General features: G+C 69.7%; 18 protein-coding genes and 2 pseudogenes. 7 read left to right on the top strand and 13 right to left on the bottom strand.

Annotated features, from left to right (window positions below; translation table 11 throughout):
- Positions 1-44: 44 nt before the first annotated feature.
- Positions 45-632: a PadR family transcriptional regulator gene (locus QQK35_RS12500; protein WP_284254454.1), complete on the bottom strand. Its 588-nt coding sequence runs from the start codon at positions 630-632 to the stop codon at positions 45-47.
- Between the two features lie 146 nt (positions 633-778).
- Here QQK35_RS12500 and QQK35_RS12495 point away from each other — a divergent pair, with 146 nt between their 5' ends.
- On the top strand, positions 779-1,990 hold the full coding sequence (locus tag QQK35_RS12495; protein ID WP_284254453.1) for an MFS transporter: 1,212 nt from the start codon (positions 779-781) through the stop codon (positions 1,988-1,990).
- 59 nt (positions 1,991-2,049) lie between these two features.
- On the opposite strand, the gene QQK35_RS12490 is transcribed toward QQK35_RS12495, so the two are convergent.
- The 6 genes and pseudogenes from QQK35_RS12490 to QQK35_RS19820 form a co-directional block, all read right to left on the bottom strand.
- Positions 2,050-2,313, bottom strand: coding sequence for a hypothetical protein (locus QQK35_RS12490; RefSeq protein ID WP_284254452.1), 264 nt, complete (start codon positions 2,311-2,313; stop codon positions 2,050-2,052).
- Between the two features lie 29 nt (positions 2,314-2,342).
- Positions 2,343-2,780, bottom strand: coding sequence for a toxin glutamine deamidase domain-containing protein (locus QQK35_RS12485; RefSeq protein ID WP_284254451.1), 438 nt, complete (start codon positions 2,778-2,780; stop codon positions 2,343-2,345).
- Positions 2,777-3,958, bottom strand: a complete 1,182-nt coding sequence (locus QQK35_RS12480) for a putative T7SS-secreted protein (RefSeq protein ID WP_284254450.1) — start codon at positions 3,956-3,958, stop codon at positions 2,777-2,779. The genes QQK35_RS12485 and QQK35_RS12480 overlap by 4 nt, the downstream gene beginning before the upstream one ends.
- Before the next feature lie 67 nt (positions 3,959-4,025).
- The gene (locus QQK35_RS12475; RefSeq protein WP_284254449.1) at positions 4,026-6,398 is read right to left on the bottom strand and encodes an ATP-dependent helicase; all 2,373 of its coding nucleotides are present in this window, start codon (positions 6,396-6,398) and stop codon (positions 4,026-4,028) included.
- A 51-nt stretch (positions 6,399-6,449) separates the two neighbouring features.
- The gene (locus QQK35_RS19825) at positions 6,450-6,638 is read right to left on the bottom strand and encodes a hypothetical protein (protein WP_348535009.1); all 189 of its coding nucleotides are present in this window, start codon (positions 6,636-6,638) and stop codon (positions 6,450-6,452) included.
- Between the two features lie 182 nt (positions 6,639-6,820).
- Positions 6,821-7,402, bottom strand: a pseudogene (locus QQK35_RS19820) (glycerophosphodiester phosphodiesterase family protein); the annotation flags it as partial.
- A gap of 25 nt (positions 7,403-7,427) precedes the next feature.
- Between QQK35_RS19820 and QQK35_RS20505 the strand changes: the two are divergent.
- The 4 genes from QQK35_RS20505 to QQK35_RS12455 all read left to right on the top strand — a co-directional run bounded on the left by QQK35_RS20505 (position 7,428) and on the right by QQK35_RS12455 (position 9,906).
- Positions 7,428-7,709 carry a zinc-ribbon domain-containing protein gene (locus QQK35_RS20505; protein ID WP_431311809.1) on the top strand — a complete coding sequence of 94 codons (282 nt, stop codon included), beginning with the start codon at positions 7,428-7,430 and terminating at the stop codon, positions 7,707-7,709.
- Positions 7,685-7,909: a DUF4190 domain-containing protein gene (locus QQK35_RS12465; protein ID WP_284254448.1), complete on the top strand. Its 225-nt coding sequence runs from the start codon at positions 7,685-7,687 to the stop codon at positions 7,907-7,909. The genes QQK35_RS20505 and QQK35_RS12465 overlap by 25 nt, the downstream gene beginning before the upstream one ends.
- Positions 7,910-8,020: 111 nt before the next feature.
- Positions 8,021-8,848: a Bax inhibitor-1/YccA family protein gene (locus QQK35_RS12460; RefSeq protein ID WP_284254447.1), complete on the top strand. Its 828-nt coding sequence runs from the start codon at positions 8,021-8,023 to the stop codon at positions 8,846-8,848.
- A 95-nt stretch (positions 8,849-8,943) separates the two neighbouring features.
- Complete coding sequence (locus QQK35_RS12455; protein ID WP_284255698.1) at positions 8,944-9,906, top strand: IS481 family transposase; 963 nt, start codon at positions 8,944-8,946, stop codon at positions 9,904-9,906.
- 9 nt (positions 9,907-9,915) lie between these two features.
- Here the strand turns inward: QQK35_RS12455 and guaA are convergent, their stop codons facing one another.
- Positions 9,916-11,520 carry a glutamine-hydrolyzing GMP synthase gene (gene guaA, locus QQK35_RS12450; protein WP_284254446.1) on the bottom strand — a complete coding sequence of 535 codons (1,605 nt, stop codon included), beginning with the start codon at positions 11,518-11,520 and terminating at the stop codon, positions 9,916-9,918.
- Entirely contained in the window at positions 11,517-11,951 is a 435-nt protein-coding gene (locus tag QQK35_RS12445; protein WP_284254444.1) for a DUF3817 domain-containing protein, read from the bottom strand. The genes guaA and QQK35_RS12445 overlap by 4 nt, the downstream gene beginning before the upstream one ends.
- Before the next feature lie 143 nt (positions 11,952-12,094).
- Between QQK35_RS12445 and QQK35_RS19815 the strand changes: the two are divergent.
- A pseudogene (locus tag QQK35_RS19815) lies at positions 12,095-12,358 on the top strand (cation:proton antiporter domain-containing protein); the annotation flags it as partial.
- A 95-nt stretch (positions 12,359-12,453) separates the two neighbouring features.
- Positions 12,454-13,764 carry a cation:proton antiporter gene (locus QQK35_RS12440; protein ID WP_348534938.1) on the top strand — a complete coding sequence of 437 codons (1,311 nt, stop codon included), beginning with the start codon at positions 12,454-12,456 and terminating at the stop codon, positions 13,762-13,764.
- Positions 13,765-13,817: 53 nt separating this feature from the next.
- Here QQK35_RS12440 and QQK35_RS12435 read toward each other — a convergent pair whose 3' ends face one another.
- Genes QQK35_RS12435 through QQK35_RS12420 form a run of 4 tightly spaced genes read right to left on the bottom strand, consistent with a single transcriptional unit; the run spans position 13,818 to position 17,695 of the window.
- Positions 13,818-14,543, bottom strand: a complete 726-nt coding sequence (locus tag QQK35_RS12435) for an SURF1 family cytochrome oxidase biogenesis protein (RefSeq protein WP_284254443.1) — start codon at positions 14,541-14,543, stop codon at positions 13,818-13,820.
- Positions 14,543-15,991, bottom strand: a complete 1,449-nt coding sequence (locus QQK35_RS12430; protein ID WP_284254442.1) for a cation:proton antiporter — start codon at positions 15,989-15,991, stop codon at positions 14,543-14,545. Before QQK35_RS12430 ends, QQK35_RS12435 begins: the two co-directional genes overlap by 1 nt.
- Positions 15,991-16,518 carry a cation:proton antiporter regulatory subunit gene (locus tag QQK35_RS12425; RefSeq protein ID WP_284254441.1) on the bottom strand — a complete coding sequence of 176 codons (528 nt, stop codon included), beginning with the start codon at positions 16,516-16,518 and terminating at the stop codon, positions 15,991-15,993. Before QQK35_RS12425 ends, QQK35_RS12430 begins: the two co-directional genes overlap by 1 nt.
- A 55-nt stretch (positions 16,519-16,573) precedes the next feature.
- Positions 16,574-17,695 carry a GuaB3 family IMP dehydrogenase-related protein gene (locus QQK35_RS12420; RefSeq protein ID WP_425564953.1) on the bottom strand — a complete coding sequence of 374 codons (1,122 nt, stop codon included), beginning with the start codon at positions 17,693-17,695 and terminating at the stop codon, positions 16,574-16,576.

Below are 17,695 nucleotides of genomic sequence, written 5' to 3'. Positions count from 1 at the left end.
GGGCGGAGAGCATCAGCTGCCCCCGCCCTCTCGATGCGTCCAGGTCAGTCGGCCAGGATGCGGTACAGCTCGCGCCGCAGCTCGTCCATCTTCTCGGTGGCGGCCTTCCGCTGCTCGGGCGTCGCCGTGCGGGGGAACTGCTTCACCGCGTCGAAGAGGCGGCCGATGCTCTGCAGGAACTCGCGGTCGGGGCCCGGGAACCCGGTGGGCTGCGCGAAGACGTTCGCAATCGCCTCCTCGTGCTCCGCCGCGTAGGCGCGGCCGTCGTCCGTGAGCTCGTAGTCGCCCTTGCCGGGGCCGGACGGCTGAACCGCCAGACCTTCGTCGACCAGCTGCTGCAGGGTCGGGTAGACGGAGCCCGGGCTGGGACGCCAGGCGTGCTCGGTGCGCTCCGCGATCGCCTTGATGAGGCCGTAGCCGCTGGCAGGCGCCTCGTTCAGGAGGGCGATGATCGCCATCCGGACGTCGCCCCGGCGGGCGCGCGGACCGCCCCACGCCCGGGCGAACTCGTTACGCATGTAGCCCATGCCGCGGGGGTCGAAGCCGGGGTCGAAGCCCTCGCCGCCGAACGGGCCGTGACCGCCGCGGTGTGCGCGGCCGTCGAATCCGGGAGGGAAGTGTCGGTTCTTCATGGTGTTTCTCCTTCGTCGTGAAAACCTGTAGCGATAGTAAGCGATATATCGCTGACCTGTCAAGCGCTCAGCCCCTAGGCTTACCCGGTGAGATTCGTCGCCCTCCGCGCCCCCTGGTACAAGGGCTACTGGGCCGGGGGTCGCTCATGATGGGCGGCGACAACATGGAGCACGCCATCACCTACTGGGTGATGTGGCAGACGTTCCACTCGCCGATCCTGGCGGGGCTCGCCGTGCTGACCCACTGGTTGCCCCACCTCTTCTTCTCGATCCCGCTCGGCGGTCTCGCCGACCGGTTCGACTGCCGCCGGCTCGTGCAGGTCTCGGGGCTGCTGTTCATCACGGCGTCCGTCGGATGGGGCGTGCTGTTCGCCACGAACTCGCTCCAGCCCTGGGAGTGCGTCGCCCTCTTGCTCGTGCACGGCTTCGCGAGCGCCATCTGGAAGGCGCCCGACCAGTTGATGCTCTACGACATGGTCGGGCCGGAGGGCGTGCCGAGCGCGGTGCGCCTCATGGCGACGGGCCTGACCCTCGGCCAGCTCGTCGGCCCCGCGATCGGCGCGCTGCTGCTGACCACGGTCGGCCCGACGGTCGCGATCTTCCTCAACGTGCTCATGTACCTGCCGTTCATCACGTACCTCTTCATCACGCCGATGACCGGGCATGTGCGGGATGCCGGACGTCGCGCGGCGGCGCACTGGAGCGACATCATCTCGGTGCTGCGCGATGTGCCGAAATATCCGGCGATCCTGATCGTGATGATCCTGCAGGGGGCGGTGGCCCTGTTCATCGGCGCAGCGCTCATGCCCCTGCTGCCCGAGTTCGGCGGCACCCTCGGCGTCCCGGACGGGGCGGGCTATGCCGTGCTCATCTCCTCGATGGCCGCCGGCGCGCTCGTCTCGGGCATCACACTCGAGGCGATCGGGCGCATTCGGGCGAGCGTCCGCGTCGTGATCACGACGGCCATCGCGTACGCCCTGTCGATCCTCGTCTTCGCGTTCTCGCACAGCTATGCGCTGTCGATCGTCGCCCTCTTCGTCGCGGGCGCGGGCAGCCTGATCACGTCGTCGACCTCCACCACGATCGTGCAGCTCACCGCGCCGCCCGAGCGCCGCGGACGGTTCGTGGGCGCCGCCGGGATGACGTCCAACGGCTTCCAGGCCGGCAGCGGCATCCTGATGGGCCTGCTCGCGGGCGCGCTCGGCGTGAGCGGCGCCGTGGCGTTCGGCGCGGTCGGGATCCTCGTCGTCGCCGCCGCGCTGCTCGTCGTCGTGCTGGCGCGCGGGCGCCGGATGCCGGCTCCGGTCACGGCGACGATCCAGGTCGTCGACACGGCGTCGAACCCCGTCGTGGAGTAGTGCCTCGACGACGGGTCAGTCCGTCTCACGCCGCACGGGCCTCGTCGCCAGATCGGCGATCACGCGCCGCGACTCTTCCGCCATTCCGCGATGAACTCCTCCGGCTTGAGCGCGGTCCCGAGCACGAACGCGCCCGATCCGTCGCGCGGCACAGCGATCGGACCATAGAGCTGCTGAAGGAAGACATCCTTCGTCTCCAGGTATTCGACGCTGTTCCAGGCATAGAGCACGACGTCGCCGAGGTCCGTCACGCGGATCCGTCCGTCGTCGCCGGTCCAGAACGCCGCAGGCCGGGCGATTTCGACCTCGAGCTTCTTGAGCATGCGCTCCGCCTCGGGGAATGTCGCATCGTTCACAGAAACCACCTTCCCGCAAGGAAAAACAGACGTTCGAACGGTTCGAGTCGAGCGAACTGACCGATCTGGCCGTCCACGAAGACGACGCCGTTCTGATCATGAATCACATTGAAAACGTGACCAACCAGCTCTGGCCCGCGGTCCACGAACACCACCGAGGTTGCCCCATCTCCGGCATCGCTCATCGAGCGTACGACATCGTCGTAACCTCCGACCTGACCCCAATGACCACCCAACGCGTCCGCGACGTTCGAAATAGGCGCACCGCCGGCTCCGACGGAACCTGCCACCTCGACGCTCCCCGCGGACAGCGTGCGATCGGTGGCGACGACGCAGTTGGTGCAGTTGTCCATGAATCCGGGCTGCTGCTTGAGGGCGCGTCCGAGGTTCACGTCGCTCAGCTTGGGATACGCGTGCTGGAACACCGACGTCATGAGGCCCGGCGGGCCCGACTCGGCATGGATCGCCTTGAGCGTGCCACCGGGCACCGCCGTCGCGAGATCGGAGATCCTGCGCACCAGCGGCACGATTGTCTCGGACGAGGCGACACCATTCCGCAGGTCGCTCGCGACGCGCTGGACGGCCTCCCCGCGCGCACCACCGTCGGCACGACGCGTTCCCCGACTCTGGTCAGGGCCATCGCCGCGACGGCCGCGTGTCCGGCGGTGCCTGCGAGGGCGAGCAGGCGACCGCCGGGGATGAGTCCGATGGTGAGGAGGGCGAGTTCGCCCCAGGCGTTCTTGCCCTGAGCGATCGACATCAATGCGTTGAGCATGAGAAGGGCCGTCGCCGCGATGATCAGGGCCCACACCAGCGGACCTCCCACGAAGATCGCGACGATCGACACGATTGTCAACACCACGGTCGCGATCACCACGATCGCCTGCCACGCCGCGCTGTCCTGGATCGCTTCCCACACCGATGAGGGCTTGACCGCCTTGCCCCTGGCGTCGCCGATCGCCTTCACCGCGATCTTCTCGGCACCATCACGGGCGGCCTTCGCCTCCATGACAAGACGCTTCGCCGCCTCCAGCCGCGCATTCGCCGACGCCATCGACGCGCTCGCCGCATCCATCGACGACTGCAACTGCGACACGTTCCTGCCCGTCGCCCGCAACTGTGCATCCGTCGGCATCGTCACGCCTGAGGGCGGCGGCACATCCTGATACTGCTTCTGCAGCTTCTGCTGGCTCAGCTGCTGCGCATGCGCCGTCGACCACGACCGCTGCGCCTCGTCATACGCCGACCGCGCACTCGCCAGATCCGCGTGCGCCTCCCGCGCCTGCGCCAAACCTCGATCCGCCTGCGACTGCGCATCCTCCAACGCCGACGCCCACACACCCAACGCACTCGCCACCAGCGAATACGAATCATCGGCCTTCGACAGCTCCTCCGGCATCCGATCCGTCTCGGACCGAAACACCGACCCCGCCTCACCAACCCACGCCTCCGCCGATTGCGAGGCACGCATTGCCCGCACCACACTCGCCGCATTCGCCGCCACATAGGCGATGTCCGTGTACTTCTGCGCCACCTGACGGATCCCGAACGAATCACCCGGCGTCGGATCCGCCTCCAGATCGACCAGATACCAATCCGACGGACGCACCACGCTGACATCGAAGCATCTCGAAGGTGGGGTCTGTGAGATTTGCCCACATCCGCGGTGTTCGCAGCGCCTACAGCTTCTCGATCGGCGCGATCTTGATGAGCAGCCGCTTGCGCCCCGCCGTGTCGAACTGCACCTCGGCGATCGACTTCGAGCCGGTGCCGGTGACGTCGGTCACCCGACCCTCGCCGAAGTCGGTGTGCCGGATGCGGTCGCCAACCGCCAGCGTCAGGTCGCCGTTGTCGCGCACCGTCGCCGTCACGGCCGAGGTCCATTCCTTCTTGGGCCGGTCGGAGGGGAACGAGGTCGAGTACGAGAACTTCGGGCGTCCGCCCTCGCGCGAGGTGACGGCCCGCGGACGCATGGCGTTGCGGCCGGCCGCGTCACCCGGCGACTGCTTCCAGTCGATCAGGGATGCCGGGATCTCCTGCAGGAACCGTGACGGCATCGCGACGCTCGGCTCGCCGAACAGCGACCGGGTCATCGAGAGCGAGACGTACAGGCGCTTGCGTGCTCGGGTGATGCCGACGTAGAACAGGCGCCGCTCCTCGGCGATGCCGCCGGGTTCGCCCGACGAGATGCGGTGCGGCAGCAGCTCCTCCTCGACACCCGTCAGGAACACCGCGTCGTACTCGAGCCCCTTCGCCGTGTGCAGGGTCATGATCGACACCGAGCCGTCCTCGTCGTCGATCTCGTCGGCCGCGGCGAACAGCGCGACGCCGGTGAGGAAGTCGACGAGGTTGCCCTCCGGGGTCTGACGCCGGAACTCGCGGGTCTGCGCCACGAGCTCCTCGAGGTTCTCGGCGCGGGCCTCGTCCTGCGCGTCGCCCGACGCGCGCAGCCCGGCGAGGTACCCGGTCTGCTGGAGCAGCGTGTTCAGGATGTCGGCGGGCGCGGCCGTGGCCGCCGTGGCGGCGACGTCGTCGAGCAGCTTCGCGAGATCGAGGATCGCCCCCGTGACTTTCGCCCCGAGGCCGAGGGAGGCGGCATCCCGCATCGCATCGCGCAGCGTCTGCCCGGTGCGCTCGGCGTGCGCCTGCAGCGCCGCCTCGGTCGCCGGGCCGATGCCGCGCCGGGGTACGTTCATCACCCGGCGCAGGGCGAGGTCGTCGTCCGGGTTCGCGATCTGGATGAGGTACGCCATGGCGTCCTTGATCTCGGCACGCTCGTAGAACTTGGTGCCGCCCGGGATCCGGTACGGGATCGCGGAGCGGATGAAGATCTCCTCGAGCGGCCGGGTCTGCGCGTTGGTGCGCACGAAGACCGCGACGTCGTCGTAGGTCTCGCCCGCCTTCTTGAGCGCCTCGATCTCGTCGGCGACGAACTGTGCCTCGTCGTGCGCCGAGTAGCCCGTGTAGCCGACGATGCGCTCGCCCGCGCCGCCGGTGGTGAAGAGGTTCTTGGCGACCCGGTCGAAGTTGTTGCCGATGACGGCGTTGGCCGCGTCGAGGATGTTCTGCGTGGAGCGGTAGTTCTGCTCGAGCAGCACGACCTTCGCCTGCGGGAAGTCCTGCTCGAACTCGACGATGTTGCGCATGTCGGCGCCCCGGAAGGCGTAGATCGACTGGTCGGAGTCGCCGACGACCGTGAGCGTGGCCGCGGGGATGCCGCCGTCGGCACCGACGCGCATCCGGGTGTCGAGCGGCACGTGCTCGGGCGCGACCGGGCGCACCAGTTCGCGGATGAGCGCGTACTGCGCGGCGTTGGTGTCCTGGTACTCGTCGACGAGCACGTGCCGGAACCGGCGCTGGTAGAGGGCCGCGACATCCGGGAACGCGCGGAACAGGTAGACCGTCTCGGCGATGAGGTCGTCGAAGTCGAGGGCGTTCGCGCGTCGCAGGCCCTGCGTGTAGCGGCGGAACAGCTCGAGGAACGCGGACTCCTTCGGGTCGTCCATGTTCACCTGCCGGGCGAACAGGTCGACGTCGGTGAGCTCGTTCTTGAGCTTCGAGATGCGGTTCGCGACGCCCGCGACGCTGAAGCCGAGGGTGTCGGCATCCAGCTCCTTCAGGATCCGCTTGAGCAGCGCGCGGGAGTCGGCGGTGTCGTAGATCGTGAACCCCTGCTTGAGGCCCATGACCTCCGCCTGCCGGCGCAGGATGCGCACGCACGCCGAGTGGAAGGTCGAGATCCACATGCCGTCGGCGTCGCTGCCGACGAGCTCGCGGATGCGCCCGCGCATCTCGGCGGCCGCCTTGTTGGTGAACGTGATCGCGAGGATCTGGCTGGGCCACGCCTCGCGGCTCGCGATGAGTCCGGCGATGCGGCGGGTGAGCACGCTCGTCTTGCCGGAGCCGGCGCCCGCCACGATGAGCAGCGCGGGCCCGCGGTACAGCACCGCCTCGCGCTGCTGCGGGTTGAGCCCGGCGAGCAGCTCCTCGTCGACGGTCACCGCGTCGGGGGTGGCCTGGTCTCCATCGAGGTCATCGAGGAGCCACGTCATGATCCCCGATTCTACGTTCGGCCTCCGACCCCGGCTCGTGCTCCCCGAGGCCTACTCGGCCCGCTCGCGCGCGGCGACTCCGAGGTCCGGATGATCGACGAAGATCCCGTCGACACCGGTGGCGATCGCGGCGCGGTACTCCGCCATCCAGTCGCCCCAGTCGGCCTTCGAACCCGAGCCGCGGTGCGCGGGGGCGAGGAAGCGGTTCTCGGGGCGCAGCGTCCAGGTGAAGGCGAGCATCCCGGCGTCGTGCGCGCGGTCGACGAGCTCCGGCGAGCGGAACAGCCGCGGCTTGCCGACGCTGATGCCGTCGACGTCGAGGGCGCGCAGCTCTCCCGCGACCTCCGCGTCGTAGGCGACCGCGGTGTCGGGGCGTGCCCGCCGTCTTCGATCAGGTACACGTAGCGGGCGGCCACGCCGCGATCCCGCATCCGGTGCAGCAGGCCGCGCTCGAAGCACTCGACTACGAGACGCTCCGGATGCCGCCAGCGACCCAGCTCGGCCGCGACGAGCTCGTCGAGCGGCAGGCCGATCGACGCGAAATGGGTGGGGTGCTTCACCTCCGCCACGAGCGTCATCGGCCGCCCTGCGGCGTCGAGGATCTCGAGGAGGTCGCGCAGCCGGAGGATCGGATCGAGTCCGTCGAAGGTCGCCGAATGCTGCCGCAGCTCGGGCAGGCGCTCGACCGCGCGCAGGGTCGCGAGCTCGGCCCAGGTGAAGTCCTCGGTGAACCAGCCGGTCAGCCGTACGCCGTCGATCGTCTTCGTCGTGCGGCGGTCGGCGAACTCCGGATGCCGCGCGACGTCGGTCGTGCCGGAGATCTCGTTCTCGTGCCGGAGCACGAGCTCGCCGTCCTTCGTCGCGACGATGTCGGGCTCGATCGCGTCGGCGCCGAGGGCGATCGCGAGCTCGTATGCGGAGCGCGTGTGCTCCGGCCGGTAGCCGCACGCGCCCCGATGCCCGATCACCAGAACGGGGGTCGAGGGACGAGGGCCGGCGCTCATGACGCCACGGTAACGTCGAGGTGACATGTCCGCCTGTGCGAACTGCGCCCGAGAGCTTCGCCCGGACTGGAAATTCTGCATCCACTGCGGGACGCCCACCGGCGTCGTGCCCCCACGCCCGGATGCCGTGGCCGGGCCCGCCACGGCGTCCGTCGCCGAGCCCACCGCGGAGCCCGTCTCCCACGCCGTCGGCGATGGCCACCCGGTGACGCTGCCCCTCGCCCCGCCACCGGTCGCGCCCGCCGCTCCCCGACCCCGATCCGCACCCGGTCACGCGAGCGCGTGCGGCTGCGTCGCCGGCGCCTGAATCCGCTGGCGGTCGTCGCCCTCGTGCTCGGGTGCCTCGTGAGCCCGGTCGCCGCGCTGTTCGGCCACATCGCGCTCATGCAGATCGCGGCATCCGGTGAGCGCGGACGACTGGCGGCGATCATCGCGATCGTGCTCGGCTACGCGTCGCTCGTGTTCATCGTCGGTCTCGGCATCGTCTACCTGGTCGGCAACGCCTGAAGCCGATCGAGCCCGGCAGGGCTGCGCGGTCGCGGTCGGTGCCGGGCGGTCTGGGGGCGGTCTCAGGGCACCTGCCCAGCAACGATGTCCAGGAAATTCTTAGAATCGATGATGGCCAATTTCGCCTTCTCGAACTCCCCCGCCTTCGACGACCGGGCCGCGCGCCGGATCGCCCAGCGGGACGCCGTCGCCGGCGTGCCCCCGGTGCCCGTCCCGACTGCGGAGCAGCTCCAGGCCCAGTACGACCTCCCGACGGCGACCGCCGACGAGGCCGGCCGGATGACCTACGAGGACACCATCGTCAAGACGCTGATCTCGTTCGGCATCCTGGTGGCGGCCGCGGCGATCGGCTGGTTCGTGCCGATCGTGACGATCCCCGCCGCTCTCGTCGGCTTCGTGCTCGCGCTCGTCAACACCTTCAAGCGCAAGCCGTCGCCCGCGCTCGTGCTGCTGTACGGGGGCGCCGAGGGCCTCTTCGTGGGAGGCATCTCGAGCTTCTACGCGTCGCTGTGGCAGGGCATCGTCCCGATCGCGGTGCTCGGCACGCTGGGTGTGGTCGGTGTCACGCTCGCTCTGTTCGCGAGCGGCCGGGTGCGGGCGTCGGCGAAGGCGACCAAGGTGTTCCTGGTCCTGCTGGTCGGGTACCTGGTGTTCTCGGTGATCAACGTCGTGCTGATGCTGACCGGTGTCGTGAGCGGGTTCGGCGGCCTGCGCGACGTGACGATCTTCGGCATCCCACTCGGCATCCCGCTCGGGATCCTCGTGGTGCTGATGGCGGCCTACTCGCTCGTCGTCGACTTCGACCAGGTGAAGCGCGGTGTCGAGACCGGCCAGCCGCGGATCTACGGCTGGACCGCAGCCTTCGGGATCATGGTCACCGTCGTGTGGCTGTATCTCGAGATCCTGCGGCTCGTGTCGTACTTCATGCCGCGCAACTAGCTGTAGTTCCTCGGGACGTTGTGATCGTTTGAGGTAGCGAAGACCTCCGGGACGATGTGGGTAACCACACTCTCATCGTCAAACCGGAGGTCTTCGTGACTCACGTTAGAGCGCCTTTCGCGCCCGAGGGCAGGCTTCGGCTTGCCCGGTTGATCGTCGAGCAGGGCTGGTCCGCGAGACGAGCTGCTGAGCGGTTCCAGTGCTCGCCGGCGACGGCTTCGAAGTGGGCTGCCCGATATCGGGCGGGGCTGCCGATGACGGATCGCAGCTCACGCCCGCACCAGTCGCCCACCAGGTGCTCGCGGCGGCTGGAGCATCGGATCGTCGCGTTGCGTTTCGTTCGTCGCTGGGGTCCGCATCGGATCGGTTATCACCTGGGCATCCCGCGCTCGACGGTCGGAAGGGTGCTTGAGCGTTATCGGATGCCGTTGCTTGCACATCTGGATCAAGCGACCGGACTGCCGGTCCGGCGGTCGCGTCTCGTTCGCTATGAGAAGGCCGCTCCGGGCGAGTTGGTCCACGTTGATATCAAGAAACTCGGCCGCATCCCCGATGGCGGAGGCCACCGCACCCTCGGACGCACCATCGGCAACCACAACAACAAGAAGCAGGGTCGTGGCTATGCGTTCCTGCACCACGCGGTCGATGATCACTCCCGGCTGGCCTACTCCGAGATCCTCGCCGACGAACGCAAGGAGACCGCAGCCGGTTTCTGGATCCGAGCCGCAGCGTTCTTCGCCGCCGCAGGCATCCGCATAGATGCTGCGATGACCGACAACGGATCCTGCTATCGCTCTCGCGACTTCGCCGCCGCCCTCGGCAGCACCCGACACGTCTTCACCCGCCCCTACCGACCCCAGACCAACGGCAAGGTGGAGCGGTTCAACCGCACCCTCGCCGCCGAATGGGCCTACGCCAAGCACTACCCCTCAGACGAAGCACGAGCAGCCGACTATCCCCGCTGGCTGCACTTCTACAATCACCACCGACCCCACACCGGAATCGGCGGCCTTATCCCAGCAGCCCGCGTCCACAACCTCACGGGGAACTACAACTAGCGCGTCCCGCTATTCCCATTCGATGGTGCCCGGCGGCTTCGACGTGACGTCGAGCACGACCCGGTTGACGCCGGCGACCTCGTTCGTGATGCGGTTCGAGATGCGCGCGAGCAGGTCGTAGGGCAGCCGGATCCAGTCGGCGGTCATGGCATCCTCGGATGACACCGGTCGCAGCACGATCGGATGCCCGTAGGTGCGGCCGTCGCCCATGACGCCCACCGAGCGCACGTCGGCCAGCAGCACGACCGGGCACTGCCAGATCTCGCCGTCGAGGCCCGCCGCGGTCAGCTCGGCACGCACGATGGCGTCGGCCTCGCGCAGCAGATCGAGGCGTTCCCGCGTGACCTCGCCGACGATCCGGATGCCGAGCCCCGGCCCCGGGAACGGCTGCCGTCCGACGATCACCTCGGGCAGCCCGAGCTCGCGGCCGATGGCCCGCACCTCGTCCTTGAACAGGGTGCGCAGCGGCTCGACGAGCTCGAACTGGAGGTCCTCCGGCAGGCCGCCGACGTTGTGGTGGCTCTTGATGTTCGCGGTGCCGGAACCGCCGCCCGACTCGACGACATCAGGGTAGAGCGTGCCCTGCACGAGGAACCGGATCGGGTCGCCCTCGGCCGCGAACTCGGCGATGAGCTCGGCCTGCGCCTGCTCGAAGACCCGGATGAACTCGCGTCCGATGATCTTGCGCTTGGTCTCCGGATCGCTCACCCCGGCGAGCGCGTCGAGGAACCGGTCGACCGCGTCGACGGTCACGAGCCGCACACCGGTCGCGGCCACGTAGTCCCGCTCGACCTGCTCCCGCTCGCCCGCGCGCAGCAGCCCGTGGTCGACGAACACGCATACGAGCTGGTCGCCGACCGCCTCGTGCACGAGCGCCGCGGCCACCGCGGAGTCGACGCCGCCCGACAGGGCGCACAGCACCCGGCCGGACCCGACCTGCGCGCGGATCTTCGCGACCTGGTCGGCGATCACGTTGCCGCTGTTCCAGTCGGCCGGGATGCCGGCCTCCTTGTGCAGGAACCGCTCGATCACCGCCTGCCCGTGCTGCGAGTGCCGCACCTCCGGGTGCCACTGCACGCCGTAGAGCTTGCGCTCGTCGCTGCCGAACGCGGCGACCGGGGTGTCGTCGGTGGTGGCGAGCACCTCGAAGCCTTCGGGCGCCTGCACGACGGAGTCGCCGTGCGACATCCACGCGGTCTGCTCCTCGGGCTGCCCGGAGAGGAAGCTGCCGGCGACCGATCCGTCGGGGTGCGCGACGTGCACCTGCGTCGACCCGTACTCGCGACGCCCGGTCTTGGCGACCTCGCCGCCGAGCTGCTGCGCCATCACCTGGAAGCCGTAGCAGATGCCGAGGGTCGGCACGCCCAGCTGAAGGATGCCGGGGTCGAGCTCCGGCGATCCGGGCTCGTAGACGCTCGACGGCCCGCCGCTCAGCACGATGCCGGCCGGCTGCTTCGCGGCGATCTCCTCCGCGGTGATCGTGTGCGGCACGATCTCGCTGTAGACGCCGGCCTCGCGCACCCGGCGCGCGATCAGCTGCGCGTACTGGGCGCCGAAGTCGACGACGAGCACCGGCCGCCGGGTGGCATCCGGCTCCGACGCCGGCTCGGTCACGCGGCGACCTCCGCCGACGCGGCGGCCGGCACCTCCGCGAGCCGGGCGTTCACGTACGCCGGGATGCGGAACTCGAAGTAGAAGGAGAGGAACGGGATGATGCCGCCGAGCGCGAAGAACAGGAACCGGCCGAACGAGAACCGCAGCATCCGCCACAGCAGGAAGTCGAGGCCGAGGTAGAGCACGTACAGCCAGCCGTGCGCGATCAACTCGAGGGTCGAGAAGTTGACGGCCGTGATCTCCTTCGGCGGCACGAGCGCGACCAGCCCGAACGGGCCGCCCACCTCGATGTCGACGTGGAAGGCGTAGCGGAGCACCATCATCGTGCACAGGCCGAGCAGGAAGACGCCCGTGACGATCGCCGAGACCCGGAAGACCGCCAGCACGATGCGGATGCGCGGCACGTCCTCGGGGCGGGGTCCGGCGGGCATGCCCCGATTCTACGGGCGGCGGATGGGCGGTCGCCGACCGCCGGATCCCTACGCTGGTGCCCATGGGACTCGAGCTCGGCATCTACGCCGTGGCCGCGGTCGCCGTGATCGTGGCGGTCGCGGCGTTCTCGCAGAAGCTCGGGATCGCGGCGCCGATCATCCTGGTCGTCGTCGGGGTCGGCATCTCCTACCTGCCGGGCGTGCCGTTCATCGAGGTGCCGGGGGAGCTGGTGCTCGACGCCGTGCTGCCGCCGCTGCTCTACGCGGCGGCGATCACCGTGCCGATCACGGAGTTCCGGCGCAACGCCGCGCCCATCGTCAGCCTCTCGGTGCTCCTGGTCATCGCGACGGCCTTCGGCGCGGGCTTCTTCCTGTACGCCGTGCTGCCCGACCTCAACCTGGGCGCGGCGATCGCACTCGGCGCGATCATCAGCCCGCCGGATGCCGTGGCCGCCACCTCGATCGGCCGGCGGTTGGGGCTCCCCCACGCCTGCTCGCCCTGTTGGAGGGCGAGGGACTGCTCAACGATGCGACCGCCCTCGTGCTGCTGCGCTCGGCCCTCGCCGCCGCCGCGGGCACTCTCGCGACACCGTGGAACGCGATCGGCGACTTCCTGCTCTCCGTGGCCGTGGCCGTCGCGATCGGCCTCATCGTGGGCATCGTCACCGTGTTCATCCGCTCGCGCCTGTCCGACAGCGTTCTCGACACCGCGATCAGCCTCGCCGTGCCGTTCGTCGCGTTCATGCCCGCCGAGGCGCTCGGGGCATCCGGCGTGCTGTCGGTCGTCGTCGCCGGCCTGTACACCGGCCACTCGCGCTCCCGTGCCCTCTCCGCGCAGGCCCGGATCACCGAGCGCACCAACTGGCGCACGATCCAGTTCCTGCTCGAGAACGGCGTCTTCCTGCTGATCGGGATCGAGATCCGCACCCTCATCAACGACATCGATCCGCAGGTGCTGGGGCTCGGCGAGTCGATCGGGATCGGCCTCATCGCGACGCTCGCCGTCGTCGTCATCCGCTACCTCTGGGTCGGGCCGCTCCTGCTCGGGATGGCCGGGGTCGCCCGGCGCGCGGAGCGGCGGATGCTGCGGGAGTACCTCGTCATCCACCACTACCGCAATCATCCGGTCACCAACGTGCTGCAACGGCGGCGCAAGGCCCAGCTCGAGCGGCGCTTCGAGCGTGACCGGGCCGACCTCGAGCACCATCGGCAGCAGCAGGTCGGATGGCGCGGCGGCGTCGTGCTCGGATGGACCGGCATGCGCGGCGTGGTCACTCTCGCCGCCGCGCAGTCGCTCCCCATGGACCCCGACGTGATCCCGTACCGTCCCCAGCTCGTGCTCATCGCGTTCACCGTCGCGGTCGTCAGCCTCGTGCTGCAGGGCGGCACGCTGCCGCTGCTGATCCGGGTGCTCAAGGTGCGCGACGACGACACCACCGCGCACCAGGAGGACCTCGCCCGCCTGCTCGACGACCTCAGCCAGGCCGGCATGGGCGTGCTCGACGATCCGGAGACCGCGATCGGCGTCGAGTCGCCGATCGACCCCGACGTGATCGAGCGCGCCCGGCAGTCGAGCTACATCCGGGCGGAGGCGGTCTGGGAACGCGCACGATCGCAGAACCTGGCGACCTCCGACCAGCCGCACCTGCTCTACCGCGCCCTGCGGCTGGCCATGGTCGAGGTGGAGCGCGAGAAGCTGCTCGAGGAGCGCCGCAAGGGCGCCTACTCCACGCGCGCGCTCGACGACGCCCAGGCGCTGCTCGATCTGGAGGAGTCGCGGCTGCGGCTGCGCGGCGGTGGCATGCAGCGCTGAGCGGGGTTACTCGACCTGCTCGAGCGACTCGTTCTCGTGTTCGACGACGTCCCTCACGAGGCGGTACCAGAGGTAGATCGCGAAGCCTGCGAAGACCGCCCACTCGATCGCATAGAACAGGTTGAGCCAGTTGACGGCATCCGGGGGATCGGCCGGGGCGAGTCGATCCGGGTGAGGCCCTCCGGCGCCGAATGCGACACCAGATAGCCGGGGTAGACGTGCCCGGTGAAGTGCGCCCACTGGTTGATGAAGGCCGCGACCGACGCCGCCGACTGCACGCCCTTCTCGGCCTTCGGACCATCCGGAGCCTCCGACGGCAGGTAGCGGCCGACGAGCGGGGTCGGGATCGCCGCGGTCGCCTCGGCCGCGCGGGCGGCGGCGCGCGTGGGCGCCCATCCGAGCGCGACCGCCAGCTCGTCGCCGTCCGTCGTGACGGCGTGCCCGACGAGCCACCAGCCCTGCCGGTCGCCGTTCAGCCGCTCGCTCAGCAGCACCCAGTCGCCCGGAACGAGCTGGGCGTCGACGCTCGCCATGCGTCCGAGCTGGTCGTCGCGGAACGTCGTGCCGGTCTTCGCGAACGACGTGAGCGGCACGACCTTCTCGGTTTTTGGTCCCGAGGTCGCGGTGGAGGCGACGCTGCGGCCCAGCTGCCACTGGCCGAGCCAGGCGAAACCGGCGGCGAGCGCGAGGGCGAGCACGAGCGCGGCGATCCAGCGCGGCCGGCGGGCGACGCGCGCGAACGTGACGGGCTCGGCGAACCGTCCGGGGGCGAGCGTCATCAGTACTCCGGGTCGCGACGGCGGGCGCTGTCCCGGTCGACGGCCTCGACGTCGACGGCGGATTCGGTGTCGGCCTCCGCCGCGGCGTCGGCGGTCTGCGCGGCGTCGGCCGTGACGACGGCCTCCTCCTCGGGCCGCTCTCCCGCGGCGATCTCGAACGCCTCCGGCAGATCGTCGCCCGACATCGCGGCCTCGGCGAGGGCGAGCTCCGCCTCGCGCTCGACGTCGACGTTCGGGCTGGTGACGATCCGGCGCCGGCGCCGGCCGAAGAGACCGCCGATGCGCTCCGAGTTGACGGCCAGTATCGGCCCGACGATCGCCATGATCAGAACGTACAGACCGGCGAAGGGAGTCAGCCGGGAGTCGAGGCCCGCCCCCGCCGCCAGCGTCGCCAGGATGAGCGCGAACTCCCCGCGATTCTGCAGCATCGCGCTCACGTTCAGCCCCTCCGCGGGCGTGAGCTTGTTCAGCACCGCGATGAGCTGACCGCCCGCCGTGTTGAGCACGAGCGTGAGCACCACCGCGAGGATCACCGGCACGAGCACCGACCCGAACTGCGACGGTTCCAGTGCGAGCCCGAACTCGAGGAAGAAGAAGGCGGCGAACACGTCGCGCAGCGGCAGGGACAGCTGCTCGATGCGCGCCCGGAACCGTGTCGCGCCGAGTACGAGCCCGATCAGGAACGCGCCGATCGCGTCGGAGACGCCGAGCAGCTCGCCGATGCCGCCGAACGCGACCGCGAGACCGAAGAACACGATCGTGAACAGTTCGTCGTCGCGGGTGCCGATCAGTCGCGAGACGAACCGGCCGCCCCAGCGCGCGAGCACGAACATCCCGATCAGGAAGCCGAACGAGATCGCGAGCTCGCCGACGATCTGCCACACGTCGGTCTTGCCGTTCAGGATGACGGTCACGATCGCCAGGTAGATCGCGATGAAGACGTCCTCGACGATCGCGATGCCGAGCACCGTCGGGGTCTCGTTGTTCGCGAGGCGGCGCAGCTCGATGAGCAGCTTCGTGATGATCGCGCTGGAGCTGGTGGCGGTCATCCCGGCGATGATGAGCGCCTCGCGCGTGCCCCACCCGACCCACAGCCCGAACAGGAAGCCGACGCCGAAGTTGATGATGATCCGGCTGCCGCCGGAGATGATCAGGCTCGTGAAGTTGCCGAAGAAGGCGTCCTGGTCGAACTCGAGGCCGAGGTTGAACAGCAGGAAGATGAGCCCGAAGACGGCGATGAGGTGCACGTCGGCGGACGGCACCTCGAGGGGGAAGAAGTGGAAGTTCGGGCTCGCGATGAGGCCGACCAGCATGTAGATCGGGATCGCCGGCAGTCCGATGAGCTTGCCGAGCCGCCCCAGGATGTAGGCGATGACGAACAGCGCGCCCAGCACGAGAAGCTCTTCGCCGATGGACTGGCCGGCATCGGACTGGGCGGCGAACAGCATCAGCGACCCGGCGGAGCGACGGCCTCGGACTTGGAGAACTCGCCGGCACGGTAGAAGTGGAACGCCTTCGCGACCTTCTCCGGAGCGCCCGCGAGCACGAGCGTGTCGCCCGGGAACACCTTGAAGTGCGTGTCGGGAGCGGGATTGGCGGACTCGCCGCGGACGACGGCCACCACGGTCACGCCGGCGAGCCCGCGCTCGGTCATGTCGCCGAGCGGCTGACCGGCGATGTGGTCGTCGTAGTCGACGTGGAACCAGTCGATGGACAGGCCCGGGATCTGGTCGAGGCCGCTGAGCGACTCGGTGATGCGGGTGCCGCCCAGCAGCTCCGCGAGCGTGTGCGCCTCGTCCTCGTCGAGCCGGAGCGAGACCTTGTTGGTGTGGTCCTTGTCGGCGGCGTCGGCGAACGACACGAGGTCGCTATGGCCGGAGCGGTGGGTGATGACGCCGACCTTGCCACCGTCGTCGGTCACGAAGGTGTGCAGCACCCCCACCCCGGGGAGCTTCACACGACGGACGTCGACCATCCTTCTATTCTACCGGCGCTCGTTTCGGGGCGCCCGGGGTTCGCGCAGAGCGAGGTCAGCTGCGGGTGTACGGCGCGACGACGACCTCGACGCGCTGGAACTCCTTGAGATCCGAGTAGCCCGTCGTGGCCATCGACCGGCGCAGCGCGCCGATCACGTTCGTGCGGCCGTCGGCCGCGCTCGACGGGCCGAACAGCACCCGCTCGAGCGGCGCCACCGTGCCCACCTCGACGCGGTGACCGCGCGGCAGCTCCTCGTGGTGCGCCTCGGCGCCCCAGTGCCATCCGGCGCCGGGCGCCTCCTCGGCACGGGCCAGGATCGAGCCGAGCATGACCGCGTCGGCGCCCATCGAGATCGCCTTGACGACGTCGCCGGAGGTGCCGAGGCCGCCGTCCGCGATGACGTGCACGTAGCGGCCGCCCGACTCGTCGAGGTAGTCGCGGCGTGCGCCGGCGACATCCGCGACGGCGCTCGCCATCGGCGCGTGGATGCCGAGGCTCGTGCGCGTCGTCGACGCGGCACCGCCGCCGAAGCCCACGAGCACGCCCGCGGCGCCGGTGCGCATGAGGTGCAGCGCCGCGGTGTAGGTCGAGGCGCCGCCGACGATGACCGGCACGTCGAGCTCGTAGATGAACTTCTTGAGGTTGAGCGGCTCGGTGGTCTTGCTGACGTGCTCGGCGCTCACCGTCGTGCCGCGGATCACGAACAGGTCGACGCCCGCGCCCACGACGGTGTCGCTCAGTTCGGCCGTGCGCTGCGGGCTGAGGGCGCCCGCGACCGGCACGCCGGCCGCCCGGATCTCCGCGAGGCGTTGGGTGACCAGCTCGGGCTTGATGGGCTCCGCGTAGATCTCCTGCAGCCGCCGGGTCGTCTCCGCCTGCGGCAGCGCGCGGATCTCGGCGAGCACCGGCTCCGGGTCGTCGTACCGGGTCCAGACGCCCTCGAGGTCGAGCACGCCGAGCCCGCCGAGGCGGCCGATCGCGATCGCCGTCTCGGGGCTCACCACGGAATCCATCGGCGCCGCGAGCACCGGCATCTCGAAGGTGAACGCGTCGATCGTCCAGCTGACGCTGACGTCCTGCGGGTCGCGCGTGCGGCGACTGGGCACGATCGCGATGTCGTCGAAGGTGTACGCCCGCCGCGCGCGCTTCGCACGCCCGATCTCGATGTCGCTCAC

Source organism: Pseudolysinimonas kribbensis, from assembly GCF_030161895.1.
Lineage (GTDB): Bacteria > Actinomycetota > Actinomycetes > Actinomycetales > Microbacteriaceae > Pseudolysinimonas > Pseudolysinimonas kribbensis.
The sequence above is the reverse complement of the archived record's forward strand: the minus strand, read 5'-3'. Positions and strand labels throughout refer to the sequence as shown.